This is a genomic window from Pseudomonas vranovensis (assembly GCF_040438935.1).
In the GTDB taxonomy this organism is placed as follows: Bacteria; Pseudomonadota; Gammaproteobacteria; order Pseudomonadales; family Pseudomonadaceae; genus Aquipseudomonas; species Aquipseudomonas vranovensis.
The window spans coordinates 3,693,287-3,719,099 of sequence record NZ_CP159259.1 but is presented as its reverse complement, the minus strand read 5'-3'; the positions used below and the strand labels follow the sequence as shown (position 1 = coordinate 3,719,099).

The 25,813-nt window shown below is 61.7% G+C and carries 20 protein-coding genes and 1 pseudogene; 15 read left to right on the top strand and 6 right to left on the bottom strand.

Going from position 1 to position 25,813, the window contains the following annotated elements:
- The first annotated feature begins 134 nt into the window (after window positions 1-134).
- The 6 genes from ffh (at window position 135) to ABVN19_RS17340 (ending at window position 4,194) form a co-directional block, all read left to right on the top strand.
- Window positions 135-1,511, top strand: a complete 1,377-nt coding sequence (gene ffh / locus ABVN19_RS17365) for a signal recognition particle protein (RefSeq protein WP_105641198.1) — start codon at window positions 135-137, stop codon at window positions 1,509-1,511.
- Between the two features lie 238 nt (window positions 1,512-1,749).
- Entirely contained in the window at window positions 1,750-2,001 is a 252-nt protein-coding gene (rpsP, locus tag ABVN19_RS17360; protein WP_028942918.1) for a 30S ribosomal protein S16, read from the top strand.
- Between the two features lie 5 nt (window positions 2,002-2,006).
- A complete protein-coding gene (gene rimM, locus ABVN19_RS17355) occupies window positions 2,007-2,543 on the top strand; it encodes a ribosome maturation factor RimM (protein ID WP_028942919.1) in 537 nt (178 codons plus the stop codon).
- 3 nt (window positions 2,544-2,546) lie between these two features.
- Window positions 2,547-3,299, top strand: coding sequence for a tRNA (guanosine(37)-N1)-methyltransferase TrmD (gene trmD, locus ABVN19_RS17350; protein WP_028942920.1), 753 nt, complete (start codon window positions 2,547-2,549; stop codon window positions 3,297-3,299).
- Window positions 3,300-3,341: 42 nt separating this feature from the next.
- A complete protein-coding gene (gene rplS / locus ABVN19_RS17345; RefSeq protein WP_010220244.1) occupies window positions 3,342-3,692 on the top strand; it encodes a 50S ribosomal protein L19 in 351 nt (116 codons plus the stop codon).
- Window positions 3,693-3,786: 94 nt separating this feature from the next.
- Complete coding sequence (locus tag ABVN19_RS17340) at window positions 3,787-4,194, top strand: acyl-CoA thioesterase (protein WP_028942921.1); 408 nt, start codon at window positions 3,787-3,789, stop codon at window positions 4,192-4,194.
- Between the two features lie 95 nt (window positions 4,195-4,289).
- On the opposite strand, the gene ABVN19_RS17335 is transcribed toward ABVN19_RS17340, so the two are convergent.
- On the bottom strand, window positions 4,290-6,092 hold the full coding sequence (locus ABVN19_RS17335) for a sodium:proton antiporter (RefSeq protein ID WP_028942922.1): 1,803 nt from the start codon (window positions 6,090-6,092) through the stop codon (window positions 4,290-4,292).
- Between the two features lie 77 nt (window positions 6,093-6,169).
- Between ABVN19_RS17335 and xerD the strand changes: the two genes are divergently transcribed.
- The 6 genes and pseudogenes from xerD to ABVN19_RS17305 all read left to right on the top strand — a co-directional run bounded on the left by xerD (window position 6,170) and on the right by ABVN19_RS17305 (window position 15,866).
- A complete protein-coding gene (xerD, locus tag ABVN19_RS17330; protein ID WP_028942923.1) occupies window positions 6,170-7,066 on the top strand; it encodes a site-specific tyrosine recombinase XerD in 897 nt (298 codons plus the stop codon).
- A gap of 138 nt (window positions 7,067-7,204) precedes the next feature.
- Window positions 7,205-7,939 carry a bifunctional protein-disulfide isomerase/oxidoreductase DsbC gene (gene dsbC / locus ABVN19_RS17325; RefSeq protein ID WP_028942924.1) on the top strand — a complete coding sequence of 245 codons (735 nt, stop codon included), beginning with the start codon at window positions 7,205-7,207 and terminating at the stop codon, window positions 7,937-7,939.
- A gap of 81 nt (window positions 7,940-8,020) precedes the next feature.
- Window positions 8,021-9,325: a homoserine dehydrogenase gene (locus tag ABVN19_RS17320; RefSeq protein ID WP_105641197.1), complete on the top strand. Its 1,305-nt coding sequence runs from the start codon at window positions 8,021-8,023 to the stop codon at window positions 9,323-9,325.
- Between the two features lie 104 nt (window positions 9,326-9,429).
- Window positions 9,430-10,838: pseudogene (gene thrC, locus ABVN19_RS17315) on the top strand (threonine synthase).
- Between the two features lie 91 nt (window positions 10,839-10,929).
- Window positions 10,930-14,532: a transporter substrate-binding domain-containing protein gene (locus ABVN19_RS17310; protein WP_177431029.1), complete on the top strand. Its 3,603-nt coding sequence runs from the start codon at window positions 10,930-10,932 to the stop codon at window positions 14,530-14,532.
- 83 nt (window positions 14,533-14,615) lie between these two features.
- A complete protein-coding gene (locus tag ABVN19_RS17305; protein WP_105641195.1) occupies window positions 14,616-15,866 on the top strand; it encodes an EAL domain-containing response regulator in 1,251 nt (416 codons plus the stop codon).
- Here the strand turns inward: ABVN19_RS17305 and ABVN19_RS17300 are convergent.
- From ABVN19_RS17300 to ABVN19_RS17290, 3 genes are all read right to left on the bottom strand, one after another.
- Entirely contained in the window at window positions 15,845-16,495 is a 651-nt protein-coding gene (locus ABVN19_RS17300) for a response regulator (protein WP_028942928.1), read from the bottom strand. The genes ABVN19_RS17305 and ABVN19_RS17300 overlap by 22 nt on opposite strands.
- Window positions 16,496-16,596: 101 nt before the next feature.
- Complete coding sequence (locus ABVN19_RS17295) at window positions 16,597-17,448, bottom strand: TIGR02285 family protein (protein WP_036989585.1); 852 nt, start codon at window positions 17,446-17,448, stop codon at window positions 16,597-16,599.
- Window positions 17,449-17,522: 74 nt separating this feature from the next.
- Window positions 17,523-18,722, bottom strand: coding sequence for a CaiB/BaiF CoA-transferase family protein (locus ABVN19_RS17290; protein ID WP_105641194.1), 1,200 nt, complete (start codon window positions 18,720-18,722; stop codon window positions 17,523-17,525).
- A 129-nt stretch (window positions 18,723-18,851) separates the two neighbouring features.
- Here ABVN19_RS17290 and ABVN19_RS17285 point away from each other — a divergent pair, with 129 nt between their 5' ends.
- The 3 genes from ABVN19_RS17285 (at window position 18,852) to ABVN19_RS17275 (ending at window position 22,381) form a co-directional block, all read left to right on the top strand.
- Window positions 18,852-19,394 (top strand): YaeQ family protein, encoded by a 543-nt coding sequence (locus tag ABVN19_RS17285; protein WP_028942931.1) that lies wholly within the window; start codon window positions 18,852-18,854, stop codon window positions 19,392-19,394.
- Between the two features lie 54 nt (window positions 19,395-19,448).
- Window positions 19,449-21,158: a single-stranded-DNA-specific exonuclease RecJ gene (gene recJ / locus ABVN19_RS17280; protein WP_105641193.1), complete on the top strand. Its 1,710-nt coding sequence runs from the start codon at window positions 19,449-19,451 to the stop codon at window positions 21,156-21,158.
- Between the two features lie 116 nt (window positions 21,159-21,274).
- Window positions 21,275-22,381 (top strand): NADH:flavin oxidoreductase/NADH oxidase, encoded by a 1,107-nt coding sequence (locus tag ABVN19_RS17275; protein WP_105641192.1) that lies wholly within the window; start codon window positions 21,275-21,277, stop codon window positions 22,379-22,381.
- A 125-nt stretch (window positions 22,382-22,506) separates the two neighbouring features.
- On the opposite strand, the gene ABVN19_RS17270 is transcribed toward ABVN19_RS17275, so the two are convergent.
- Complete coding sequence (locus ABVN19_RS17270; protein ID WP_028942934.1) at window positions 22,507-24,369, bottom strand: NAD(P)-binding protein; 1,863 nt, start codon at window positions 24,367-24,369, stop codon at window positions 22,507-22,509.
- A 13-nt stretch (window positions 24,370-24,382) separates the two neighbouring features.
- On the bottom strand, window positions 24,383-25,807 hold the full coding sequence (locus ABVN19_RS17265) for a gamma-aminobutyraldehyde dehydrogenase (protein WP_105641191.1): 1,425 nt from the start codon (window positions 25,805-25,807) through the stop codon (window positions 24,383-24,385).
- Window positions 25,808-25,813: the final 6 nt, after the last annotated feature.

Here is a 25,813-nt window from a genome sequence, read left to right as displayed (position 1 = left end):
AGACCGCGAGCCGACGTAAGGTGCGCGCTGGCCCGAGTCTTGGTTATAATCGCCGACCTGCCCCTGCCCAAGGCCCGCCCAAATGCCAGAGGCAGCTGATAAACCTCGGTTCTGAAGAGCCTGAAAGGATCACCATGTTTGAAAACCTGACCGACCGTCTGTCACAGACGCTGCGCCATGTCACCGGCAAGGCCAAGCTGACCGAAGACAACATCAAAGACACCCTGCGCGAAGTGCGCATGGCGTTGCTCGAGGCTGACGTCGCCCTGCCGGTGGTCAAGGATTTCGTCAACAAGGTCAAGGAACGTGCAGTCGGCACTGAGGTGTCGCGCAGCCTGACCCCGGGCCAGGCGTTCGTGAAGATCGTCCAGGCTGAACTCGAAGGCCTGATGGGCGCCGCCAACGAAGACCTGGCGCTCAATACCGCACCGCCGGCCGTGGTCCTGATGGCCGGTCTGCAGGGTGCGGGCAAGACCACTACCGCCGGCAAGCTGGCGCGCTTCCTCAAGGAGCGCAAGAAGAAGTCGGTGATGGTAGTGTCGGCCGACGTGTACCGTCCGGCGGCCATCAAACAGCTCGAAACCCTGGCGGGCGACATCGGCGTTACCTTCTTCCCGTCCGATATCAGCCAGAAGCCAGTAGCCATCGCTGAAGCGGCGATCCGTGAAGCCAAGCTCAAGTTCATCGACGTGGTCATCGTCGATACCGCCGGTCGTCTGCACATCGACGCCGAGATGATGAACGAGATCAAGGACCTGCACGCCGCGGTCAAGCCGATCGAGACGCTGTTCGTGGTCGACGCCATGACCGGCCAGGATGCCGCCAACACCGCCAAGGCGTTTGGCGAGGCACTGCCGCTGACCGGCGTGATCCTGACCAAGGTCGACGGCGACGCCCGTGGCGGTGCCGCACTGTCGGTGCGTGCCATCACCGGCAAGCCGATCAAGTTCATCGGTATGGGTGAAAAGAGCGAGGCCCTCGAGCCGTTCCATCCCGACCGTATCGCTTCGCGCATCCTGGGCATGGGCGACGTACTTAGCCTGATCGAGCAGGCCGAACAGACCCTCGACAAGGAAAAGGCCGACAAACTGGCCAAGAAGCTGAAGAAGGGCAAGGGCTTCGACCTCGAAGACTTCCGTGACCAGCTGCAGCAGATGAAGAACATGGGCGGCCTCGGTGGCCTGATGGACAAGCTGCCAAGCATCGGTGGGGTCAACCTTGCACAGATGGGCAATGCCCAGGGCGCCGCCGAGAAGCAGTTCAAGCAGATGGAAGCGATCATCAACTCCATGACTCCGGCCGAGCGTCGTGACCCTGAACTGATCAGTGGTTCGCGCAAGCGCCGAATCGCCATGGGTTCCGGCACCCAGGTGCAGGACATCGGTCGCTTGATCAAGCAGCACAAGCAGATGCAGAAGATGATGAAGAAGTTTTCTGCCAAGGGCGGCATGGCCAAAATGATGCGCGGCCTGGGTGGCATGATGCCCGGCGGCGGCATGCCCAAGCTGTAAACCCATTCAGGTCGTTGGCATATAAAAGTGCCGACGACCGGATCCCCGCTTCGGCGGGACCACTGCTGCCTTATATATGAGGCAGCGCAAACCGCAGATCAGCAGGCAGGCGTTTTTACCGTGCGTAAAAAGGCATTTGCAAATGTCCGTGTATTCCTTGAGAATATGCGGCCTTTCGGGCACCCGTGTGCCCGCTGTGCATTATGATTTGCAGCACCGACTACAGGAACGATGTTCAATGCTAACCATCCGTCTTGCCCGTGGCGGCTCCAAAAAGCGCCCATTTTACACCCTGACCGTGACTGACTCGCGTAACCCAGTTACCGGTTCGCACATCGAGCAGGTTGGTTTCTTCAACCCTATCGCTCGTGGCCAGGAAGTTCGTCTGTCCGTTAAGCAAGACCGCGTTGCTCACTGGCTGAGCGTTGGCGCACAGCCATCCGAGCGCGTTGCAAAACTGCTGAAAGATGCTGCCAAGGCTGCTGCCTGAACAGTATGAACGCGACGCCAGAAAAAGCTGACGACCTGATCGTTGTCGGCAAGATTTTTTCGGTTCACGGCGTTCGCGGCGAGGTGAAGGTCTTTTCCTTTACCGATCCGATTGAAAACCTGTTGGATTACCGTCACTGGACGCTTCGGCACGAAGGGAAGGTAAAACAGGTAGAGCTGGTCAGTGGCCGATCCACTCAAAAGGACCTGGTCGCCAAGCTCAAAGGCCTTGATGATCGTGATGAAGCTCGTCTTCTGAGCGGTTATGAGATTTGTATCTCGCGAAGCCTTTTGCCCAACCTGCCTAGCGACGAGTACTACTGGTACCAGTTGGTAGGTCTGAACGTCATCAACCAGGACGAACAGCTGTTCGGCAAGGTTGATCACCTGTTGGAGACCGGCGCGAACGATGTAATGGTGGTAAAGCCCTGCGCGGGTAGTCTGGATGATCGAGAGCGCCTGTTGCCCTATACAGAGCAATGCGTGTTGAAGATCGACCTGGCTGCAGGCGAGATGAGGGTGGAATGGGACGCGGACTTCTAAGCAATGGCTAGCCTGCGCGTAGACGTCATTACGTTGTTCCCCGAGATGTTCTCGGCCATCAGTGAGTACGGCATTACCAGCCGTGCGGTAAAGCAGGGGTTGTTGCAACTGACCTGCTGGAACCCGCGGGACTACACCACAGATCGTCACCACACGGTGGATGATCGGCCGTTTGGCGGTGGTCCGGGCATGGTGATGAAGATCAAGCCTCTGGAAGATGCACTGGTTGACGCCAGGCAGGCAACCGGGGGAAAGGCGAAGGTTATTTACCTCTCGCCGCAAGGCCGCAAGCTGGATCAGTCGGCGGTCAAAGACCTGGTGAAGCATGAATCGTTGATTCTGATAGCCGGTCGTTATGAAGGCATCGACGAGCGTTTTATCGAGGCTCATGTCGATGAAGAGTGGTCGATTGGGGACTATGTATTGTCTGGCGGCGAGCTGCCGGCGATGGTTCTGATTGATGCGGTTACGCGACTGCTGCCCGGAGCTTTAGGGCATGCGGACTCGGCGGAGGAAGACTCCTTTACCGATGGTCTGCTCGATTGCCCGCACTACACCCGACCGGAGGTGTATGCGGATCAGCGTGTTCCCGACGTGTTGCTTAGTGGCAACCATGCACACATCCGGCGATGGCGTTTACAGCAGTCCCTTGGGCGGACCTATGAACGACGCGCCGATCTTCTGGAAAGTCGCTCACTTTCTGGAGAAGAGAAGAAGCTGCTCGCGGAGTACCTCCGGGAGCGGGACGATAGTTAACGTATCGATGGTAGATCCGACGATTTACCTTAGGAGCACAGCATGACCAACAAAATCATTCAGCAGATCGAAGCTGAGCAGATGTCCAAAGAGATCCCGACCTTTGCCCCGGGCGACACCATCGTCGTTCAGGTGAAAGTGAAGGAAGGCGATCGTTCGCGTCTGCAGGCTTTCGAAGGCGTTGTAATCGCCAAGCGTAACCGTGGTCTGAACAGTGCTTTCACTGTTCGCAAGATCTCCAACGGTGTTGGCGTTGAGCGTACTTTCCAGACCTACAGCCCGCAAATCGACAGCCTGGCCGTGAAACGTCGTGGTGACGTGCGTAAAGCCAAGCTGTACTACCTGCGCGACCTGTCCGGTAAAGCCGCTCGCATCAAGGAAAAACTGTCCTGATGACAGTTTGACCGGTGGCTACGGCCACCATGCGAAAAAAGCAGCCTTCGGGCTGCTTTTTTGTTGTCTGCACTTTTGTTTTTGATGTGAGTTTATGAGTTCCAGAGAGCAAGAAATCGAACGCCGTACCGAATTGTCGGTAACCCGCGTGACCAAGGCAGTGTTCCCGTCCACCACCAATCACCACAACACCCTGTTCGGCGGCACCGCCCTGGCCTGGATGGACGAAGTGTCGTTCATCGCCGCTACGCGTTTTTGCCGGTTGCCACTGGTAACCGTGTCGACCGATCGGATCGACTTCAAGCACCCGATTGCCGCCGGCTCGATTGTCGAGCTGGTCGGCCGGGTGGCTGCCGTGGGCAACACCAGCCTCAAGGTCGAGGTTGAGGTCTATGTCGAGAGCATGAGCTGCGACAGCCGCGAGAAGGCCATCCATGGCCTGTTCAGCTTTGTCGCGATTGATGAAGACAAGCGTCCAGTGCCGGTGTTGCCAGGCTTCTGAACTGTGTAGGAGCGGCGGTGCGACGTCTCGACTTGCCCCACTATGCGCATCCAGCTGTTACATCGCATCGTGGGGCAAGCCCGCTCCTGCAGTGATCATTCGTTCGCAGGCTCGATCAACGCCACCACCGTCCATCCCGCCTCGGGCTTGAGCACGCTGTCAGGCCCGAATACATGCACCCAGCCACTGCTGTCGCGGGCAAACAGCAACGTCGCCCGGTCATCGTGCAGGGCCTGGTAGTCCTCCCAGCCAAACCCCTCGGTCAGGTGGGTGCTGTACAGCTCGGCGCCCTTGGTCAGCAGGTTGGCCAGTTGGGTATAGGTCAGTGCCTGGCTACCCAGCACGTGCCCGCGGTGCTCGTCACTGGCCCGATGCTTGTCGCTGCGCCTGGCTTCCAGCCCGCTGGCCAGCACGAACAGCCTGCCATGGCCAAAGTCATGACGAAAACGTGCGCAAGCCAGCGTGTTCAGTTCGCCGGACGGCGATAGCCCGAGCAAGTGCCCAAGCCCGACGAGGTCCAGGTGGGCGTCGGCATGCTGTGAGGCCGGGTTGCCAAAATAGGTCGGCAGGCCCTCCATGCGCGCCGCGCGGATGTTTTCCCAACTCGAATCGGTCAGCAGCACCCGACAGTCCAATTGCTGCAGGGCCTTGCCGATGGCACGGGCCGGCGGGTTGGCGCCCACGATCAGAAAGCCGCTGGGCGCAGGTTCCGCCACCTTCAGGAGGCGTGCCAGTGGCCGGGCCGTGGCGCTTTGCAGTACCACGGTGCCGATGATCACGGCGAAGGTCAGCGGTACCAGCAGCAGGGCACCTTCGTGGCCGGCCTCATGCAGGCGGATGGCGAAGATCGCCGACACCGCGGCCGCAACGATTCCGCGGGGGGCGATCCAGCTCAGCAGGGCGCGTTCACGCCAGTTCAGGTTCGACCCCCAGGTCGAGAGGGCGACGTTCAGTGGCCGGGCGATCAGCTGGATCACCAGGAGCAGAGCCAGCACCGCCGGGCCAAGGCCGATCAGGGCATTCAGGTCCAGGCGCGCAGCCAGGAGGATGAACAGCCCGGAAATCAGCAGCACGCTGAGGTTTTCCTTGAAGTGCAGGATCTGTCGTACATCCACGCCCTTCATATTGGCCAGCCACATGCCCATGATGGTCACCGCCAGCAGCCCGGATTCGTGGGTGACCTGGTTGGAGGCGATGAAAATGCCCAGCACCGCTGCCAGGGACGCCAGGTTATGCAGGTATTCGGGCAGCCATTGCTCGCGCATCACCTGGCCCAGGATCCAGCCGCCGGCAGCGCCGAACGCACTACCGCACAGAATTACTCCGGCAAAGGTCATCAGGCTCTGGCTCAGGCCGTTGCCGGCGGCGCTGGCGATGATGAAGCTGTACACCACCACCGCCAGCAACGCGCCGATCGGATCGATGACGATGCCTTCCCAGCGCAGGATGTTGGCGATGGTCGATTTGGGTCGCACCACCCGCAACATCGGCACGATCACGGTGGGGCCCGTGACCAGGGTCAGGGTGCCGAACAGGGTTGCCAGCATCCAGTCGAAGCCCAGCAGCCAGTGAGTGGCCAGGGTGATGATCACCCAGGTCGACAGTGCGCCGATGGTCACCATGCGATGGACCACCGTTCCAATTTCGCGCCACTGCGACAGGTGCAGGGTGAGGCTGCCTTCAAACAGGATAAGCGCCACCGCCAGCGACACCAGGGGCATCAGCAGTGGTCCGAACATGTGTTGAGGGTCGAGCCAGCCCAGGATGGGGCCTGCCAATATGCCGCTCAGCAGCAGGAATAGAATCGCCGGCAGCTTCAGGCGCCAGGCCAGCCATTGGCAGGCAAGGGCGGCGGCGCCGATGCCACCGAAAGTCAGCAATATCTGTTGTTCGTTCATTCGGGCTCCCTATGCCTTCCATGTTGTGGAAGACTAGCGGCAATTCATTATTTTTGTCTGCTGCCCACCGAGTTGTCATGCCCGCACTAGAGCATCCCCTGATCGACCAGTTCCTCGATGCCCTGTGGCTGGAAAAAGGCCTGGCCGACAACACCCGCGAGTCTTATCGCAGCGACCTGGCTTTGTTCAACGGCTGGTTGCAGGAACGTGCCGTCCATTTGCCCGACGCCGGGCGCGACCTGATCCTCGATCACCTGGCCTGGCGCCTGGAGCAGGGTTACAAGCCTCGCTCCACTGCGCGCTTTCTCTCCGGGGTGCGTGGCTTTTACCGCTATCTGCTGCGCGAAAAGCTGATTGCCGTCGATCCCACCCTGCAGGTCGAGATGCCGCAACTGGGGCGGCCTTTGCCCAAGTCGTTGTCCGAGGAGGATGTCGAAGCCCTGTTGCAAGCACCCGATCTGGGCGAGCCGATCGGCCAGCGCGACCGCGCCATGCTTGAGGTGCTGTACGCCTGCGGCCTGCGGGTGACCGAACTGGTAAGCCTGACCCTGGATCAGGTCAACTTGCGCCAGGGCGTGCTGCGGGTGATGGGCAAGGGCAGCAAGGAGCGCCTGGTACCCATGGGCGAGGAAGCCGTGGTGTGGTTGGAGCGCTACCTGCGCGACGGGCGCAACGACATGCTCGGCGGGCGCCCCAGCGACGTGCTGTTTCCCAGTCAGCGCGGCGAGCAGATGACCCGCCAGACCTTCTGGCACCGGATCAAGCACCAGGCCCAGGTCGCCGGAATCGATAAAAGCCTGTCGCCGCATACCTTGCGTCACGCCTTCGCTACCCATCTGCTCAATCACGGTGCCGACCTGCGGGTGGTGCAAATGCTGCTGGGTCATAGCGACCTTTCCACCACGCAGATCTACACCCACGTGGCCCGGGCGCGGCTGCAGGAACTGCACGCAAAACATCACCCGCGTGGTTGATGGTGCTTGCGTCGCCGGGGGCGCTTGGCGCGGACATGATGTGGTAGGCTTGACCGGTTTGCATCGAGGCTCGCCCGAACGCCGTTTTTTCAGGACGTGTGTTCCATTGCGGCCCCTTGCCCGCCTTCAGGAGTTCCCATGCGCGTGACCCAGTTTATCGCCACCGCCACCCTGGCGCTGGTCAGCACTTTTGCCGCCGCTGCCGACACCGCCGAGCAGACCATCCGCAAGACCTTGCAATCGCTTGAGCTGGGTGTACCGGTTGCAAGCGTTGCCTCAAGTCCGTTGAATGGCCTGTATGAGGTCAAGCTCGAAGGCGGTCGTGTTCTGTATGCAAGCGCCGACGGCCAGTTCGTGGTGCAGGGCTATCTGTTCCAGATCCAGGACGGCAAACCGGTCAACCTGACTGAAAAAGCCGAACGTCAGGCTATCGCCAAGAGCATCAACGCTATTCCAGCTGCCGAGATGGTGGTTTATCCTGCCAAGGGCGAAACCAAATCGCACATCACCGTGTTTACCGACACGACCTGCCCGTACTGCCACAAGCTGCATGCCGAAGTTCCTGAGCTAAACCGCCGCGGTATCGAAGTGCGCTACGTTGCCTTCCCGCGCCAGGGCCTCGGCTCCCCGGGTGATGAACAGTTGCAAGCCGTCTGGTGCTCCAGCGACCGCAAGGCCGCCCTGGACAAAATGATCGACGGCAAGGAAATCAAGGCTGCCAAGTGCGCCAACCCGGTCAGCAAGCAATTCCAGCTGGGCCAGTCGATCGGTGTCAACGGTACCCCGGCCATCGTCCTCGAGGACGGCCAGGTGATCCCGGGTTATCAACCGGCGCCACAAGTGGCCAAGCTGGCACTGGCCGGCAATAAATAATTCAACAAGCCAGCCGTCACCATGGGGAGACGGCTGATTTCACGAACGGCCGCGCGTCGTTCGTTCAATGGGGAGTTCACAGTGAAACCGGTCAAAGTAGGCATCTGTGGGTTGGGGACCGTCGGTGGCGGTACCTTCAATGTACTTCAGCGTAACGCCGAGGAGATCGCCCGCCGTGCCGGGCGTGGTATCGAAGTGGCACAGATTGCCATGCGTTCGCCAAACCCGAATTGCCAGATTACCGGTACCCCCATTACCGCTGATGTATTCGAGGTCGCAACGAACCCGGAAATCGACATTGTCATCGAGCTGATCGGCGGCTACACCATTGCCCGCGAGCTGGTGCTCAAGGCCATCGACAACGGCAAGCACGTGGTCACCGCCAACAAGGCGCTGATTGCGGTGCATGGCAACGAGATTTTCGCCAAGGCCCGCGAGAAGGGCGTCATCGTCGCCTTCGAAGCGGCCGTGGCCGGCGGCATCCCGGTGATCAAGGCGATCCGCGAAGGCCTGTCGGCCAACCGAATCAACTGGGTGGCGGGGATCATCAACGGTACCGGCAACTTCATCCTCACCGAAATGCGTGAAAAAGGCCGAGCCTTCCCCGATGTCCTGGCCGAAGCCCAGGCCCTGGGTTATGCCGAAGCCGATCCGACCTTCGACGTCGAAGGTATCGATGCCGCGCACAAGCTGACCATCCTGGCCTCCATCGCCTTTGGTATTCCGCTGCAGTTCGACAAGGCCTACACCGAAGGCATCACGCAGCTGACCACCGCCGACGTGAACTACGCCGAGGCGCTGGGCTACCGCATCAAGCACCTGGGCGTGGCCCGCAGTACCGCCAATGGCATCGAGCTGCGCGTCCATCCGACGCTGATCCCGGCCGACCGCCTGATCGCCAACGTCAACGGTGTGATGAATGCCGTCATGGTCAACGGCGATGCCGCAGGCTCCACGCTGTTCTACGGTGCTGGCGCCGGTATGGAACCGACCGCGTCCTCGGTGGTTGCCGACCTGGTGGACGTGGTGCGTGCCATGACCTCCGACCCGGAGAACCGCGTGCCGCACCTGGCCTTCCAGCCAGATTCGCTGTCAGCCCACCCGATCCTGCCGATCGACGCCTGCGAAACCGCCTACTACCTGCGGATCCAGGCCAAGGATCACCCGGGCGTGCTGGCCCAGGTGGCGAGCATCCTCTCGGAGCGCGGTATCAATATCGAATCGATCATGCAGAAAGAAGTCGAAGAGCAAGACGGCCTGGTACCGATGATCCTGCTGACCCATCGCGTGCTCGAGCAGCGCATGAACGATGCCATCACCGCCTTGGAAGCCCTGCAGGATGTGGTCGGCAACGTGGTGCGTATCCGCGTCGAACAACTGAATTGACAATAGTTGCAAGTGGTAAGCGCCAAGCTGCAAGTCAAAACCGGATCGCGGTGACGTGCAGCTTGTAGCTTGTAGCTTGTAGCTCAAACCGAAGGTTTGTACCCATGCGATATATCAGTACTCGTGGCCAGGCTCCGGCCCTGAATTTCGAAGATGTGCTGCTGGCAGGCCTTGCCAGCGACGGCGGTTTGTACGTGCCGGAAAACCTGCCGCGTTTCACCCAGGAAGAGATCGCTTCCTGGGCTGGCCTGCCGTATCACGAGCTGGCTTTCCGGGTGATGCGCCCGTTTGTCACCGGCAGCATTGCCGATGCCGACTTCAAGAAAATCCTCGAAGAAACCTACGGCGAGTTCGCCCACGCTGCGGTCGCACCGCTGCGTCAGTTGAACAGCAACGAATGGGTGCTGGAGCTGTTCCACGGCCCGACCCTGGCGTTCAAGGACTTTGCCCTGCAGCTGCTCGGTCGCCTGCTCGACCACGTGCTGGCGAAGCGCGGCGAGCGCGTGGTGATCATCGGTGCCACCAGCGGTGATACCGGTTCGGCTGCCATCGAGGGTTGCCGCCGTTGCGACAACGTCGACATCTTCATTCTGCACCCGCACCAGCGTGTATCGGAAGTTCAGCGCCGCCAGATGACCACCATCTTCGGCGAGAACATCCACAACATCGCCATCGAAGGCAACTTCGACGACTGCCAGGAAATGGTCAAGGCCAGCTTTGCCGACCAGGGCTTCCTCAAGGGCACTCGCCTGGTGGCAGTGAACTCGATCAACTGGGCGCGGATCATGGCCCAGATCGTCTACTACTTCCATGCAGCCCTGCAGCTGGGTGGCCCGGCGCGTTCGGTGGCGTTCTCGGTACCGACCGGCAACTTCGGCGATATTTTCGCCGGTTACCTGGCGCGCAACATGGGCTTGCCGATCAGCCAACTGATCGTTGCCACCAACCGCAACGACATCCTGCACCGCTTCATGAGCGGCAACCAGTACGTCAAGGAAACCCTGCACGCGACCCTGTCGCCGTCGATGGACATCATGGTCTCGTCGAACTTCGAGCGCCTGCTGTTCGACCTGCACGGTCGCAACGGCGCGGCAATCGCCGGGCTGATGGACAATTTCAAGCAGGGCGGCGGCTTCAGCGTCGAGCAGGACCGCTGGACCGAAGCACGCAAGCTGTTCGATTCGCTGGCCGTCGATGACGCACAAACCTGCGAGACCATCGCCGAAGTCTTCGCCCAGACCGGCGAAGTGCTCGACCCGCATACCGCCATCGGCGTCAAGGCCGCGCGCGAATGTCGCCGCAGCCTCGACACGCCAATGGTAGTGCTGGGTACCGCCCACCCGGTCAAGTTCCCGGAAGCGGTGGAAAAAGCGGCGTCGACAAGGCTCTGGAGCTGCCTGCCCACCTGAGCGACCTGTTCACCCGGGAAGAGAAATGCACGGTGCTGGCCAACGACCTCAAGGCCGTACAAGCCTTCGTCAGCCAGCACGGCAACCGCGGCAAACCGCTGTAACAGACCGATAGGCCTTCGAAAAAGCCCGTCTCAGACGGGCTTTTTCGTTTCTACACTGGCTTAGGCCGGCCGCAATGGATCAGGAGTATCAATGAGTACAGGACGTCATGCCGTGGGGCTTTTGCTGGGTTGCTTGCTGTGGCTATGCGTGGGCAGTTGGGTCCATGCTGCACAGAGCCTGCCCTTTACCCTGGTGCCGCCCTTCACCGACCTTGAGCCGATGCAGCTGACCCCTGCGCAGCAGCAATGGCTGGGCCCTGAGCGAACCTTGCGGGTCGGTATTTCCTTTGCCGATTACGAGCCGGTCGACATCACCATCGACCGCAATCGCTACCAGGGGATCAGTGCCGACTACCTCAGCCTGGTTGCCCGGCGCCTGGGCGTGACGACACAGGTGCTGGCGTTCGCCAGGCGTGAGGAGGCAATCCAGGCCTTGCACAATGGTGTGATCGATGTGCTGACCAGCGCCAATGGCTTTGAACGTAGCGTGGCGGGCCTGGCGTTCACCGAGGACTACATCCCTGACCGCTCCATGGTGGTGGTGCGCGGCGGTGCTTCCATGCCACCGACCTCGCTGGCCGGGTTGAAGATCGTGTTGCTTGACGGCTATGCCGATACCCGGGTGATGCATCGCGTCTATCCCGAAAGCCAGGTGATTCTTGCACCCACGCTCAGCAGCGCCCTGGAGGCGCTCAACCAGGGGGAGGTCGACGCCTTTATCGGCAACGAGATCATCGTGCGGGCCTACAATGCGCTGCGTCCGTTCCTGGGGCTGCAAGTCGTTGGCCCCAGTGCCTTGCCGCCGATCGGATTCGCATTCGCCGTGCGGGCTGACGATCAGCCGTTGAAGGCGATGTTGAACCAGGCGCTGGCCAGTCTCGATGCGCCGGTGCGGCGCGAGATCCTCGGGCGCTGGACCTCGGGCCTGGGTTCGGATGTGGCTCACCAGCGTGTCGAGCTGACGGCTGAGGAGCGTGACTGGATCGCGCGGCATCCAACGGTCACGGTGGTGGGCAGTCAGTACCCACCCTACCTGTTTCGAAATCGCCAGGGCGCGTGGGTGGGCCTGAACAGTGATGTCCTGGCAACCGTTGCGCAACTGACCGGGCTACAGTTCGTGTATGCGCCGTCCTCGTCGATCGCCCAGAGCCTGGACCTGCTCAGGAGCGGCCACGCGGACATGAGTACCACATTGAGTGAAACCCCGGAGCGACGGGAGTTCCTGGACTTCACCCATTCCCTGGGAGGACAGAGCTGGGTGTTCGTCGTGCGGCAGTCGCACCTGGGGCTGGCGTCGCTGGGCGAATTGGCTGGGCAGACACTGGCGCTCCCTGCCCAGCACGCGCTGGAAAGCAGTATCCGAGAGGAGTATCCCGAGGTTCGACTGCTGCGGGTGGACTCCCTGGAGCAGGCGCGAGAGAAAGTACGCAATGGCGAAGCGGTGGCGACCATCGACAGTGAGGTCGGGGCGTACAGCATTCTGGGCAATGACCCGGTCCTGAAGGTTGGGCGCGGGGTCGATGGCAAGTGGGCACCAGACCGATTTTCGGTACGGCGCAGCGCGCCGGAGCTCGAGAGCATCCTCAACAAGGCCCTGGAAGCCTTCCCTGTCGCCGAACTGCGCGCCATGCGCATGAAGTGGCTGGGGGCACTGGCCCCACCGGCACCGGCCTGGCAACGCATTGCGCCCTGGGTCTACTGGGCCGTGGCCGCGGCGCTGTTGTTTGCACTTGTTTCGCTGATCTGGAGCAGCCGTCTGCGCGCCCAGATCAGTCAGCGCGAGAGGGCCGAGGAGGCACTCAACGATCAGTTGGCCTTCAAACGCGCCTTGCTCGACGGCATTCCCAATCCGATCTATGTCAGGGACCTGGAAGGGCGCCTGATCACCTGCAACAAGAGCTATGAACAGGCTTTTTCGTTGCACCTGGCGGACGTCAAGGGGCGGCGCCTGACCGACATCGACGTGATCCCGCCAGAGCTGGCTGTTCAACTGCATGCCGACTACTTGGGCCTGCTGAAAGACCCCAAGCCGGTGTTTGCCGACCGCCGCATCGAGTATCACGGGCAGCGCATCGATGCCTACCAGTGGACCGTGCCGTTCTACCGCGCCGACGGCCAGTTGCAGGGGTTGCTCGGCGGCTGGATCGACATCACTGAACGCAAGCAGTTGGAAGCAGACCTGGTGGAGGCCCGTCAGCAGGCCGAGCAGGCCAACCTGGCGAAAAGTGCGTTCCTGACCACCATGAGCCATGAGATACGCACACCGATGGCAGTGATTATCGGCTTGCTGGAGCTTGAGCGCGAAACCGCACTGGCCAACGGTGCCGCACCTTCGCCGGGGCTTGAGACTGCTCACCAGTCGGCCAGCGAACTGATCGCCCTGATCGGCGACAGTCTGGACCTTGCGCGGATCGAGGCCGGTAGCCTGCAACTGGCGCAGCAGGCCACGGCGTTGCGGCCGTTCGTGGAGCGTGTCATCGCGCTGTTTCGCGCCCAGGCTCAGGCACAAGGGCTGGACCTGCGGCTACAGGTGGCGGATGACGCCCAGGGGACGTATTGGTTCGATCCGTTGCGCTTGCGCCAGGTGCTGGTCAATGTGCTGGGCAACGCATTGAAGTTTACCCATGAAGGACACGTCATCCTGCAGGTCACGCGAACCAGCGCGCTGCTGCCACAAGGCGTCGGCGTGTGCCTGAGCGTGCGCGACAGCGGTATCGGCATCAGCGCGCAGCAACAGACCGAGTTGTTCACACCGTTTGTCCAGGCCAGCGCACAGTCTGCCGCGCAGTACGGCGGTTCGGGCCTGGGCTTGAGTATCTGTCGGCAACTGGTGGAGCTGATGGGGGGCACTATCACCTTGCACAGTGTGCCCGGCGAAGGGACCGAGGTCAGGGTCATGCTGGTCCTCGAGCCTGTGGCCGAGGCACAGAATGCATCGGCGGCGGTGCAGGTTCAGCGTCAGGCAGGGCCGGCGCGAAGTATACTGGTCGTCGACGACCTCTCTGCCAGCCGCATGGTCCTCAGCCAGCAGCTTGAGTTTCTCGGCCACCGGGTGCTGGCAGTCGACTCTGGCCAGGCTGCACTGGAGGCTTGGCAGGCCGAACGCTTCGACGTGTTGTTGAGCGATTGCAACATGCCCGGAATGAGTGGTTGTGCATTGACTCGCACCATACGGCAACGGGAAGCCCAGCTACTGCGACCGCCCATTCCGATCGTTGGCTGCACTGCCAACGCGATGAAAGAAGAACGCGCACGTTGCCTGGATGCCGGTATGGATGAGCTGCTGGTCAAGCCGGTCTCGCTGGACCGCTTGTCTGCGTTGATCGACGCGCTAGCACCGCCTTGCAGCTTCCGGATCGAAGCGCTGCAGCAGATGACCCAGGCCAACAACGCGGTAATGCTGCGCATGCTTGAAGAGTTGCAAAAGAACCTTCAAGACGAGCAAGGGCAACTCGCCGAGGCGGTTGCGCACCTGGACTGGGAACGTATCAGGGCATCGCTGCATCGGCTCGAAGGGGTCGCCTGCCTGGTCGATGCATTGGGCCTGGCCCGTGCCTGTTCCGATCTGGGGATGGCCCGACACGGGCAACAGCCCGAGGCAACGCAGCAAGCCTGGTCGACATTGCAGCGCGTGCTACTCCAGCTTCAGGGTGACGTGGGGGCTGAATTGTTTAGGATTCGACCCGCGCTTTAGGACTTATCTGATGGGTCGCCGAACGCTCTTTGGCTAGAGTAGCCCGTGCTATCGCACATGTCGGCTACTGCGGGGAAGGGTACATGCGATCTTTGAAAGTCTTGATTCTGGAGGACCATCCATTTCAGTTGATGGCCCTGCATCAGATGCTCAATGCCATCGGTATTTTCGATGTGCTGACGGCCGAGTCGGTGGAGGATGCCACCCAGGCCCTGGCGCGTCGTGGCCCGGTCGACATCGCCATCTGTGACTTGCAGCTCGAGGGCGCCGATGGCTTGGCCATGATCCGGCACCTGGCGGACAACAAGCTGGCCACTGCTTTGATCATTCATAGCAGCGCCGAACAATGCGTGATCGACAGCGTCGGTGACCTGGCGCGGCAATTGGGCCTGAACGTACTGGGGTGCTTCCAGAAAATGGCCAGCAACGTCGTGCTGCATCAAGTGCTGCTGCGTTATGTGGAGCATGGCAGCGAACCACCCAAGGTCACCCCGGTGGCACAGTTCCCCGAGTTGCAGGCATTGTCGGAGACCGAACTGGCCCGCAGCCAGGACCAATGGATCGCGCATTATCAACCCAAGGTCAGTTTCGATGGCCAGGTGGTCGGCGTTGAAGCCTTGGTTCGCTGGCACCATCCCGTCCTTGGGGTGCTTTCTCCGGCCCAGTTCTTTCCGGCGATCGAGCGGGCCGATCTGCTCGACACCTTGAGCCTGCATGTACTGGAACAGGCACTGGCGCTCAGTGCTCGACACCGTTCAAGAACTGGCCAGGCCTTGCCGGTGGCGGTGAACATCGCACCGCAGCTGCTGGCGCGTGAAGACTTCGGCGCACTGGTTGCCGTCGCGCTGGAGTGTCATGGCGTACCGGCCAGCGCATTGACCCTGGAAATTGTCGAGACCCACAGCTGCGCGCTGGATTACCAGCAGCTCGAAGAGCTGCTGCACCTGCGCATTCTCGGTTGCCAACTGTCCATTGATGATTTTGGTACCGGTGTTTCCAACCTGCAGCGTCTGCTGGAGCTACCGTTCAGTGAGTTGAAACTCCCCAGCGAATTTGTCCGCGGCATGGCCCAGGACGGCAAGAAGGCCGCCGTGGTGGCTGGTGCTCTGATGATGGCCCGGCGCATGGAATTGAGTGTGGTGGTCGAAGGCGTGGAGACGGTCGATGATCTACTGGCGATCAAGGCGCTGGGGCGTCCGGTCATGCAAGGCTACTTCTTTGCCCGACCGATGCCGGAGGCCGAGCTTGAGCAATGGATGAATGATCGCAACCGTACTGGCACGCCCCTGAGCGGCCCGGCACAGCCCGCCGGTCAGCTCAAGCCCTGCGCCTGAAGGTAGAGAAACAACGCCGCGTCGTTGGCTATACCCAGCTTGCGCATGGCATTGATCTTCTGCGTGCTGACGGTTTTCTTGCTGCGATTGAGCAGGACGGCGATCTCGTTCACGGTGTGGCCGGCGGCGAGCAGGCGGGAGACTTCCAGCTCCTTGGGTGACAGGGCCTGGGGGGCGCCGATACGGTCGCCTTCCTGCAACAGCAATTGCTCGACCGAGGTTGCCAGGTACGTCGTGCCCCGTGGTATGCCTCGAATGGCCTGAGGCAGTTCCTGGGCGAGGCTCGCCTTGCTCAGCAGCCCCTTTACCCCCAGGGCGAGCATGGCGCGAAACAGGCCGGCATTGTTGAGCATGGTCACCACCAGGATGGGCAACTGCGGAAAGTGTCGGCGAATCTGCTCCAACAGTTTCAGTCCGTCGTTCTGCTGTTCGACCGGCATCATGAAGTCAGTGACCAGCAAATCGCACGCCATATGCTGCAGATGCTCCATCAGTTGCTGGGGGCTGCCAGCTTCAGCAACCACCTGCACGCCAGGTATCTGTTCCAGCACAGCCCGCAAGCCAATGCGAAAGATCGGATGATCGTCCGCAAGGATTATGCGCAGGTCACGGGTGGGGGATGTACTCAAAGTTGGCTCCGCTCGATGTTCTTTGCCAAGTGAAGCACTGCTGCGCCACGAGGTCACGCCGGATATGCAGATACCCCTGTCGGCGTGGCAACTGACAAGGCTCAAGGCTGATCGTTGAAAAACTGCTGGCTGTCCTGCAGGTAGTGCTCGCGCAGGTCAGGGTCCAGCCACTGGGCATAAAGCCTGGGCAGGACAGTGCGACGCAGAGGCTGCAGGAGTTGATCGATATGGGTGACGGCTTCACGACCCAGCGGTGTATCGGAGCATCCTACATGGATGAACTGATAGGGGGCCGCGCCCTTGAGCGGATAGAACCGATAGTCATCTGCCGACCAACCTTGTTGCGCAAGCATGTAGCGGACCTCGGGCCAATAGCCGAGCAATAGCTGCAGGCGTCCGCGCTGTTGCATTTGCAGCAGGTTGGTGGCCGCATCATTGCCGTAATGGCGACTGAGCGTATTGCTGGGCAGCGTCTTGAGCAGGGCATCGACCGGGGGGCTGTAGCTGCGTTCGGCGACGACACCCAGCTTGAGTGAGGTGCTGCTGAGTACCGCTTGCAGGTCTATCTGCTGATCCTTGATGAAGGGCGCCAATAGTGCCTGATCGTGCTGGCGAGCGACCAGGCCGCTGCTGAGCATGCCCAGGCTAGGCACAGAATAGTACACGTAGCGGGCACGGTCGGCCGTCCACAGCAGGGTTGGATCACAGGTGAAACTGCGCTCCTGCAGCATCTGTATGCCGCGTGCGCGGTTGACCCGGACGATGCTGTGATCGTATTCGGGCATGTTCTCGATCAGCATGGGCAGCAGTTGGTCGATCACGCCCTGGCCTTTGCGCTCGCCTTCGTAAATGGTCAGCGGGGGCAGGTCGCGCAGTAGCCATATCAACCGTTCCTTGGCCCAGACAACGCCCGGAAGGCTACTGCCCAGCAGGCTGCACAGCAGCATCGCCATTAAGGTGCGGTGCCTGCACTTGATCATTTGCGAGTCTCCGCCGTCGAGCCGGGAGCAGGGTTGAGCACGGTGGTCTAGACAGCCCCTTGTTCACGCAAGCGAGCGATTCGCGGGGCGTCGTAGCCCAATTCACCGAGCAGCTGCTCGGTATGGGCGCCAAGCTCCGGCCCCACCCACTCGCTGGAACCTGGCGTCTGCGACAGCTTGGGTACGATGCCAGGCATCTTGAAGGGCTTGCCGTCCGGCAGTTTGGCCTGCAGGAACATTTCGCGGGCAAGGAACTGCGGGTCGCTGAACATGTCTTCGGCGCTGTAGATACGGCTGGCCGGCACCTGGGCGTCGTTGAGCACTTGCATCAGGTCATCCAGCGGCAGGGTGTGGGCCCAGCGGTCGATCACCCCGTACAACTCGTCGCGGCGCAAGTCGCGACCATCGTTGCTGGCCAGTTGCGGATCGTCCGCCAGGTCCGGGCGGCCAATGGCCTGCATGAAACGCTTGAAGATTGCATCGCCGTTGGCGCCGATCTGCACGTGCTTGCCATCGGCACTGGTATGGATCGAGGAGGGCGTGATCCCGGGCATGATATTGCCAGTGCGCTCGCGGATAAAGCCGAACACGTCGAACTCCGGCACCATGCTCTCCATCATGGCGAAGATCGCCTCGTACAAGGCGACATCCACCACCTGGCCTTCACCGCCGTTGACCTCTCGATGACGCAAGGCCATCAACGCACCAATCACGCCCCACAGCGCTGCAATCGAGTCGCCGATGGAGATCCCCGTGCGTACCGGCGGGCGATCCTCGAAACCGGTGATGTAGCGCAGCCCGCCCATGGACTCGCCTACGGCACCAAAGCCGGGCTGGTCCTTCATCGGGCCGGTCTGGCCGAAACCCGACAGGCGTACCATCACCAGTTTCGGGTTCAGCGCGTGCAGGGTCTCCCAGCCCAGGCCGAGTTTTTCCAGCACGCCGGGACGAAAGTTCTCGATCAGGATATCGGCGTCGGCCAACAGCTTCTTGAGGATCTCGATCCCTTCAGGGTGCTTGAGGTTGAGCGTCAATGACTGCTTGTTGCGGGCCTGGACGAACCACCACAGCGATGTGCCCTCATACAGCTTGCGCCATTTTCGCAACGGGTCGCCGCCGTCGGGGGACTCGATCTTGATCACCTGGGCACCGAATTCGGCGCAGATGCGCGAGGCGAACGGACCGGCGATCAGGGTGCCGAGTTCGATGACTTTGAGGCCGGCGAGAGGTTTGCTGGGCGTAGACATGGGGCATCCGTGGCGGCAGGTCAGAGCCCCCGTTTTTATCATACGCAGGCGCGCTCAGATACTGCTGCGGGGCAAGGATTGCCAGGATCGGTTAGACTGGGCGACTTTTCTTGCCGCAAGATGCTCACCATGGCCCAGCCGTCCACGACCTACAAATTTGAACTGAACCTCACCGATCTCGATCGCGGTGTGTACGAAAGCGTCAAGCAAACCATTGCCCGCCATCCTTCGGAAACCGAAGAGCGCATGGCCGTACGCTTGTTGGCTTACGCCCTGTGGTACAACGAGCAGCTGTCGTTCGGACGTGGTCTGTCGGATGTGGACGAGGCTGCACTGTGGGAAAAGAGCCTGGACGACCGCATCCTGCACTGGATCGAGGTCGGTCAACCCGATGCCGAGCGCTTGACCTGGTGCTCGCGCCGCACCGAGCGCACCAGCCTGCTCGCCTACGGCAGCCTGCGGGTGTGGGAGACCAAGGTGGTCGGTGCGGTCAAGGGCCTGAAGAACCTTAATATCGCCGCCGTGCCCCAGGACGTCCTCGAGACCCTGGCCACCGACATGCCACGTTCGATCAAGTGGGATGTGATGATCAGTGAAGGCACGATCTTCGTCACCGATGATCGCGGCCAGCACGAAGTCCAGCTCGAATGGCTCCTGGGTGATCGCGGCTAAGGCCGCCTCGCACACAGCCGTCCACTCCTGATTCACGAGAAGCCCCTTCGCCCCATGCGCATCGAACCCCGCCCGCTGCCCTCCACCTTGCCGTTTCTTGGTGATCTGCCGCCCTTGCTGACTCGCCTGTATGCCGCGCGCGGCGTGCAATCGGCCGATGAACTGGACAAGAGCCTGGCGCGCCTGCTGCCTTACCAGCAGCTCAAGGGTATCGAGGTGGCGGTCGACCTGCTGATCGAGGCGCTGACGCAGCGCCAGCGCATCCTGATCGTCGGTGACTTCGATGCCGATGGCGCGACGGCCAGCACCGTTGGCGTGCTGGGCTTGCGCCTGCTGGGCGCTGCCCATGTCGATTACCTGGTTCCCAATCGTTTCGAGTACGGCTACGGCCTGACCCCGGAAATCGTTCAGGTGGCCCTGGAGCGCCAGCCACAGCTGTTGATTACCGTGGATAACGGTATCTCCAGCGTCGAAGGCGTGGCCGCAGCCAAGGCCGCCGGGCTCAAGGTGTTGGTGACCGATCACCATTTGCCTGGCAACGAGCTGCCTGCCGCCGATGCCATCGTCAACCCCAACCAGCCGGGCTGTACCTTTGCCAGCAAGGCCCTGGCCGGAGTGGGGGTGATCTTCTACGTGCTGATGGCGTTGCGCGCACGCTTGCGCAGCCTGGGTCACTACGACAGCCGGCCGCAGCCGAACATCGGTGAGTTGCTCGACCTGGTGGCCCTGGGCAGTGTGGCCGACGTGGTACCACTGGATGCCAACAACCGCATCCTGGTGCATCAGGGGCTGGAGCGGATCCGTGCCGGGCGCGCCCGTCCAGGGCTCAAGGCGATCCTGGAAGTGGCGCGGCGCGATCATGCCCGCATCACCTCCACGGACCTTGGCTTTATCCTCGGCCCCCGCCTCAACGCCGCCGGGCGTCTGGATGACATGAGCCTGGGTATCGAATGCCTGCTCAGCGACGACCCTGGCCTGGCCCGGGAAATGGCCGGGCAACTGGACGATCTCAATCAGGATCGCAAGTCTATCGAGCAGGGCATGCAACGCGAGGCGCTGGCCCAGCTCAAGGACCTGCCGCTGGAGTCGATGCCGTTTGGCTTGTGCCTGTTCGAGCCGGACTGGCACCAGGGAGTGATCGGTATCCTGGCCTCGCGCCTCAAGGAGCGCTATCACCGGCCTACCATCGCTTTTGCCGACGCAGGCGAGGGCATGCTCAAGGGGTCGGCGCGTTCGGTGCCCGGTTTTCATATTCGCGACGCACTGGATGCGGTGGCGGCGCGTTATCCGCAGTTGATCAGCAAGTTCGGCGGCCACGCCATGGCCGCCGGGTTGTCACTGCCCGCCGACAACTTTCCGGCATTCGCCCAGGCGTTCGATGAAGAAGTTCGTCGCCAACTACAAGAAGATGACCTGACCGGGCGTCTGCTGTCGGACGGCACCCTGGCCGTCGAAGAGTTTCACCTGGAGTTGGCCCGCGCCCTGCGTCATGCCGGCCCTTGGGGCCAGCACTTCCCTGAGCCGCTGTTTCATGGCGTGTTCCAGCTGGTCGAACAGCGAGTGGTGGGTGAGCGACACTTGAAGGTGGTGCTCAAGAGCGAGTGCGGCTCGGTCCGTCTCGATGGCATCGCCTTTGGTGTGGATCGTGATGTCTGGCCTAACCCGACGGTTCGTTGGGTGGAGCTTGCCTACAAGCTCGACGTCAACGAATTCCGCGGCCAGGAAAGCGTGCAACTGATGATCGCGCACATGGAGCCGCGCTGAGGCCAGGGGCAAAGTGGTCTAGGCTCAGTAGGATTGGTCGAAGAACCTGCGGGGAAGATTCTGTAGTCGGCCGGTCAACCATCTGGAGCCTTACCACTTGATTTGAGAGGTGCCCCATGAGCCTGCTGCTTGAGCCCTACACCCTGCGCCATCTGACCCTGCCCAACCGAATCGCCGTTTCACCCATGTGCCAGTATTCCAGTGTCGATGGCCTGGCCAATGACTGGCACCTGGTTCACTTGGGTAGCCGCGCGGTCGGGGGCGCCGGGTTGATCTTCACCGAAGCCACGGCGGTGACTGCCGACGGACGGATCACTGCCCAGGACTTGGGCCTGTGGGACGACGCCCAAATTCCGGCGCTGCAACGCATTACCCGCTTCATTACGGCCCAGGGTGCCGTGCCTGGCATTCAACTGGCCCATGCCGGGCGCAAGGCCAGTACCTATCGACCCTGGTTGGGCAAGCAGGGCAGCGTCAAGCCGGAAGAGGGTGGCTGGGTTCCGATCGGGCCATCGAAAATTGCCTTCGATCCGCAGCACACCGCACCTGTCGAGATGACCAAGGCGCAGATCGACGAGGTGATCCAGGCCTTCGTCGATGCGGCGCATCGCGCGTTGAAAGCTGGCTTCAAAGTGGTCGAGGTGCATGCGGCGCATGGCTATCTACTGCATCAGTTTCTTTCGCCGCTGAGCAACCAGCGCCGTGACGAGTACGGCAGCTGCTTTGACAATCGTATTCGCCTGACCTTGCAGGTGACCGAGGCTGTGCGTGAGGTCTGGCCGGAAGAGTTGCCGGTGTTCGTGCGGCTGTCGGCCACTGATTGGGTCGAGGATGGCTGGAATCCGGACGAAACCGTCGAGCTGGCCAAGCGCTTGAGAAAGCTGGGTGTGGACTTGATCGATGTATCGTCCGGCGGGACGTCGGTGAATGCCGAAATTCCCACGGGGCCTGGGTACCAGACCCAGTTTGCGGCGAAGGTGCGGGAGGAGTCGGGGATCGCCACCGGCACGGTTGGGATGATCACCGACCCGATGCAGGCCGAAACCATCTTGCGTACGGCCCAGGCCGATATCATCTTCCTGGCTCGGGAACTGCTGCGTGACCCGTACTGGCCCTTGCATGCCGATGACGACCTGGGGGGCAACAAAGCCACCTGGCCGGCCCAATACCAGCGGGCGACCAGCCGGGCCAACCCGATTCACGAGTCTGACCTGCGCGATTGAAGGGGTTGGACACCTGTGGGCGGCAGCTTGCCAGCGATGAGGGCCAGGATTACATACGGCCGCTCTGCGGCTGATCGAGGGCAAGCCCGCTCCCACAGGTTCTATGCAAGGCAGTTGATTCCGTACTACGCCAGCTCACCTACCGCGCGCCAGGCTTCGTCAATGGCCGCATGGGCATACGCACTCCAGGCCGCATCGGAGTTGGCGATGCTCACCTTGCCCACGGGCTTGCGCGCCAGTTCCATCCATTGTTCGGTCTGCTCGGGGTCGTCATAGAGGGTGTTGGTGAAGCAGGCATAGCCGTGTGGCCAACGGTTGACGGTGATTGCCAGGATGTCCTGTTGGTGGTCGAAACCGCCAGGTCCCAGCATGCGCTGCAACTGCTCGCGCAGTTGGCTCTCCAGGGTTTCAAATGGGGTGCCGTACAACCGTGCACGCCCGGCGCGTGCCTGGTCGCGACCGTTCATCTTGCTGTCGGGGCTGGTGGGTACGTAGACCATGTGCAGGCCAATGGGCTGCGCCGGATCGCGGGGGTGCTCATAGCCACCCATGCTTACCGGGTAATCCAGCTTGATGCGGCTATAGGGCTGGGTCGCGGCATAGATCTCGTGTACACGAAGCTTCTTGAAGGCCTGCCAGTTGCGCACGATCACCTTGGTGTACACCAGCGGGAACTTCACGTTCTGGCTCAAGGCATGGGCCTGTTCAACCGACAGGTCGCGAAGCAGGTAGGGGATCATCATGTTGTAGCAGGCCAGGATGCAGTGCTTGCCGCGGACCTGGGTCAGTTTTCCGCCCTGGCTGTAGCCGACATTCACCGCGCCGTCCTGATTGCGCACGCTGACTGCGGTGCTGTTCAGGCGCAGGCGTACTGGCTGGCCTGCGCGGTCGAGTTGGCTGTAGTCGAAGTTGGCCAGGACAATGTCTTCCATGCCGGTGCCCGGCGCGACACCAGGTATCAGGTTGCGCACCAGCAGGCGCGCCAGTGAGGCGTTGCCATCCGGGAAGTGATAGATGTAGGGCTCTTCCATTTCGGCCCTGGCTTCTTCGCTGATCGGCTCCAGGTCCATGGCGGCAAAGCCTGGGAAGCCAACGTAATAGGCATCGGCGGCGGCGACGGTATCGATGCTCAGGGCCATGAAATCGTTGGTGCGCCCCTGGAAGTACTTTACCGCCACGGGCGACAGGCCGACGTCCTTGAGCAGGAAGTCCTGGTAGCTGGTGCGCTCCAGGTAGGCGGTCTTTTCGTCCTGGGACTTGCCGGCGAGGTAGTCCCGGGGCGCTTCGTGCAGGTCGACCAGAGCCTTGCGGTCGCTGTCGGACAAGGGAAAGTCGTTGATGAAGTCGCGCACCGTGCGGGCATTGAGCTGCTCGGGGGCTATATCGTCGGCGACCATGGGGGTTGGGTCACCGGTCACCAGTTTGTCTTCGCCAAAATGCTCCTTGTCGAAAAACACCCCGCGCGAAAGTCCAAGGTCCGGGTAGAAGCTGCGATCGAAGGCGGTTTCAAAGCGCTTGATGTCTACCCCAAGGTCTTTGAGCAGGCCATTGACCTCGGCGCTGTACAGGTGGTTGGGTGACTGGAAGGCTTCACTGCCGCCATAGCCGATGATCATCCGTCCGCCGGCAGTGAACTCGTTGCGCTTGGCATGGCCACCGAAGTCGTCGTGGTTTTCCAGGATCAGAATCTTTGCCTGGGGGTGCTTCTGGCGATAGAAATACGCCGCCGACAGCCCACTGATGCCGCCGCCGACCACCACCAGGTCATAGGTCTCGCTGATCGGCAGGGCATCGGTGGCGAAGGCTTTTTTCTCCCAGCCCATCTGGTGCGCGACTTCAAAGGCGCCGACGTGGCTACCACGCAAGCCGGTCAGCGCCGGAGGATAGTAGCGCCCGCCCTGGGCAGCCTGGAGCAGTTGCAGCGGGGTCAGGCCCGCTGCAATGCCGATGGCGACTCCATTGATGAAGTCGCGCCGGGTAATTTCCATGGGTTTCCTTACCTTAGTGTTTGAACATCACATGCCGAATGCAGGTGTAGTCTTCCAGTCCGTACATGGACATGTCTTTGCCGTAGCCAGACAGTTTCTGACCGCCGTGGGGCATTTCGCTGACCAGCATAAAATGCGTATTGACCCAGGTACAACCGTATTGCAGGCGTGCCGAAACACGATGGGCGCGTCCGACATCCGCCGTCCACAGTGACGAGGCCAGGCCGTAGTCGGAGTCGTTCGCCCAGGCCAGGGCCTGCGCTTCATCATCGAAGCGGGTAACCGAGACCACCGGGCCGAAGACCTCGCGCCGCACGATCTCGTCATCCTGCTGGGCATCGGCCAGCACCGTCGGCTCGAAGAAGTAACCGTCGCCCGGCACTGCTTTGCCACCAGTCACCAGGCGGATATGCGGTTGGGCGATGGCGCGCTCGACCATGGCGGCAACCCGGTCGCGATGTTGCGCGGTTATCAATGGGCCCAGCTCGGTGTCAGGGTCGTTCTGCAGGCCGTGCTTGAGGCTGGCGACAGCCTTGCCCAGCTTTTCCACGAACTGCTCGTAGATGCCGCTTTGGACGTAGAGGCGGCAGGCCGCGGTGCAATCTTGCCCGGCGTTGTAGAAGCCAAAGGTGCGAATGCCTTCGACGGCCGCATCGATATCGGCATCGTCGAAGATGATCACCGGCGCCTTGCCGCCCAGTTCCATGTGCATGCGTTTCACACTGTCGGCGGTGCTGGCGATGATGTTGGCCCCGGTCGGGATGGAGCCGGTCAGCGAGACCATGCGCACTTTCGGGTGGGTAACCAGCGGGGTGCCCACGCTCGGGCCGCGGCCGAAGAGGATGTTGAGCACCCCCGGGGGAAATATGTCGGTAGCCAGTTCGGCCAGGCGCAGCGCGGTCAGCGGCGTTTGCTCCGAAGGTTTGAGCACCACCGTGTTGCCAGCGGCCAGCGCCGGGGCGATTTTCCAGGCGACCATCATCAACGGGTAGTTCCAGGGGGCAATCGAGGCGATCACGCCCAGCGGGTCGCGACGGATCATCGAGGTATGGCCCGGCAGGTATTCACCGGCCGCCGAGCCGCTCAGGCAGCGTGTGGCGCCGGCGAAGAAACGGAACACGTCGGCGATGGCCGGGATCTCGTCCTTGAGCGCCGCAGCGTAGGGCTTGCCGCAGTTGTCCGACTCCAGGCGCGCCAGTTCCTCAGCGTGAGCCTCGATGGCGTCCGCCAGTTTCAGCAATAACAATGAGCGGTCCCTGGGTGTGGTCTGCGACCAGGTTTCAAATGCGTGGTCGGCGGTGCGCACGGCCGCGTCGACCTGGGCCTCGCTGGCTTCGTTGATGTCCACCAGCACGCTGCCCAGGGCCGGGTTCAGTACCGACAAGGCCGGGCCATCGCCAGCCACCAGTTGGCCATTGATCAGCAGTCGGGTTTGCATCGTTGA

Excerpts from the sequence above, each read along its gene's own strand:
- ABVN19_RS17275 (WP_105641192.1), top strand. The coding sequence starts at position 21,275 with ATGAGCCTGCTGCTTGAGCCCTACACCCTGCGCCATCTGACCCTGCCC.
- ABVN19_RS17310 (WP_177431029.1), top strand. The coding sequence starts at position 10,930 with ATGAGTACAGGACGTCATGCCGTGGGGCTTTTGCTGGGTTGCTTGCTG.
- ABVN19_RS17340 (WP_028942921.1), top strand. The coding sequence starts at position 3,787 with ATGAGTTCCAGAGAGCAAGAAATCGAACGCCGTACCGAATTGTCGGTA.
- ABVN19_RS17335 (WP_028942922.1), bottom strand. The coding sequence starts at position 6,092 with ATGAACGAACAACAGATATTGCTGACTTTCGGTGGCATCGGCGCCGCC.
- dsbC (WP_028942924.1), top strand. The coding sequence starts at position 7,205 with ATGCGCGTGACCCAGTTTATCGCCACCGCCACCCTGGCGCTGGTCAGC.
- ABVN19_RS17285 (WP_028942931.1), top strand. The coding sequence starts at position 18,852 with ATGGCCCAGCCGTCCACGACCTACAAATTTGAACTGAACCTCACCGAT.
- xerD (WP_028942923.1), top strand. The coding sequence starts at position 6,170 with ATGCCCGCACTAGAGCATCCCCTGATCGACCAGTTCCTCGATGCCCTG.
- trmD (WP_028942920.1), top strand. The coding sequence starts at position 2,547 with ATGGCTAGCCTGCGCGTAGACGTCATTACGTTGTTCCCCGAGATGTTC.
- recJ (WP_105641193.1), top strand. The coding sequence starts at position 19,449 with ATGCGCATCGAACCCCGCCCGCTGCCCTCCACCTTGCCGTTTCTTGGT.
- rimM (WP_028942919.1), top strand. The coding sequence starts at position 2,007 with ATGAACGCGACGCCAGAAAAAGCTGACGACCTGATCGTTGTCGGCAAG.
- rpsP (WP_028942918.1), top strand. The coding sequence starts at position 1,750 with ATGCTAACCATCCGTCTTGCCCGTGGCGGCTCCAAAAAGCGCCCATTT.
- ABVN19_RS17295 (WP_036989585.1), bottom strand. The coding sequence starts at position 17,448 with ATGGCGATGCTGCTGTGCAGCCTGCTGGGCAGTAGCCTTCCGGGCGTT.
- ABVN19_RS17305 (WP_105641195.1), top strand. The coding sequence starts at position 14,616 with ATGCGATCTTTGAAAGTCTTGATTCTGGAGGACCATCCATTTCAGTTG.
- ABVN19_RS17290 (WP_105641194.1), bottom strand. The coding sequence starts at position 18,722 with ATGTCTACGCCCAGCAAACCTCTCGCCGGCCTCAAAGTCATCGAACTC.
- ABVN19_RS17270 (WP_028942934.1), bottom strand. The coding sequence starts at position 24,369 with ATGGAAATTACCCGGCGCGACTTCATCAATGGAGTCGCCATCGGCATT.
- rplS (WP_010220244.1), top strand. The coding sequence starts at position 3,342 with ATGACCAACAAAATCATTCAGCAGATCGAAGCTGAGCAGATGTCCAAA.
- ABVN19_RS17265 (WP_105641191.1), bottom strand. The coding sequence starts at position 25,807 with ATGCAAACCCGACTGCTGATCAATGGCCAACTGGTGGCTGGCGATGGC.
- ffh (WP_105641198.1), top strand. The coding sequence starts at position 135 with ATGTTTGAAAACCTGACCGACCGTCTGTCACAGACGCTGCGCCATGTC.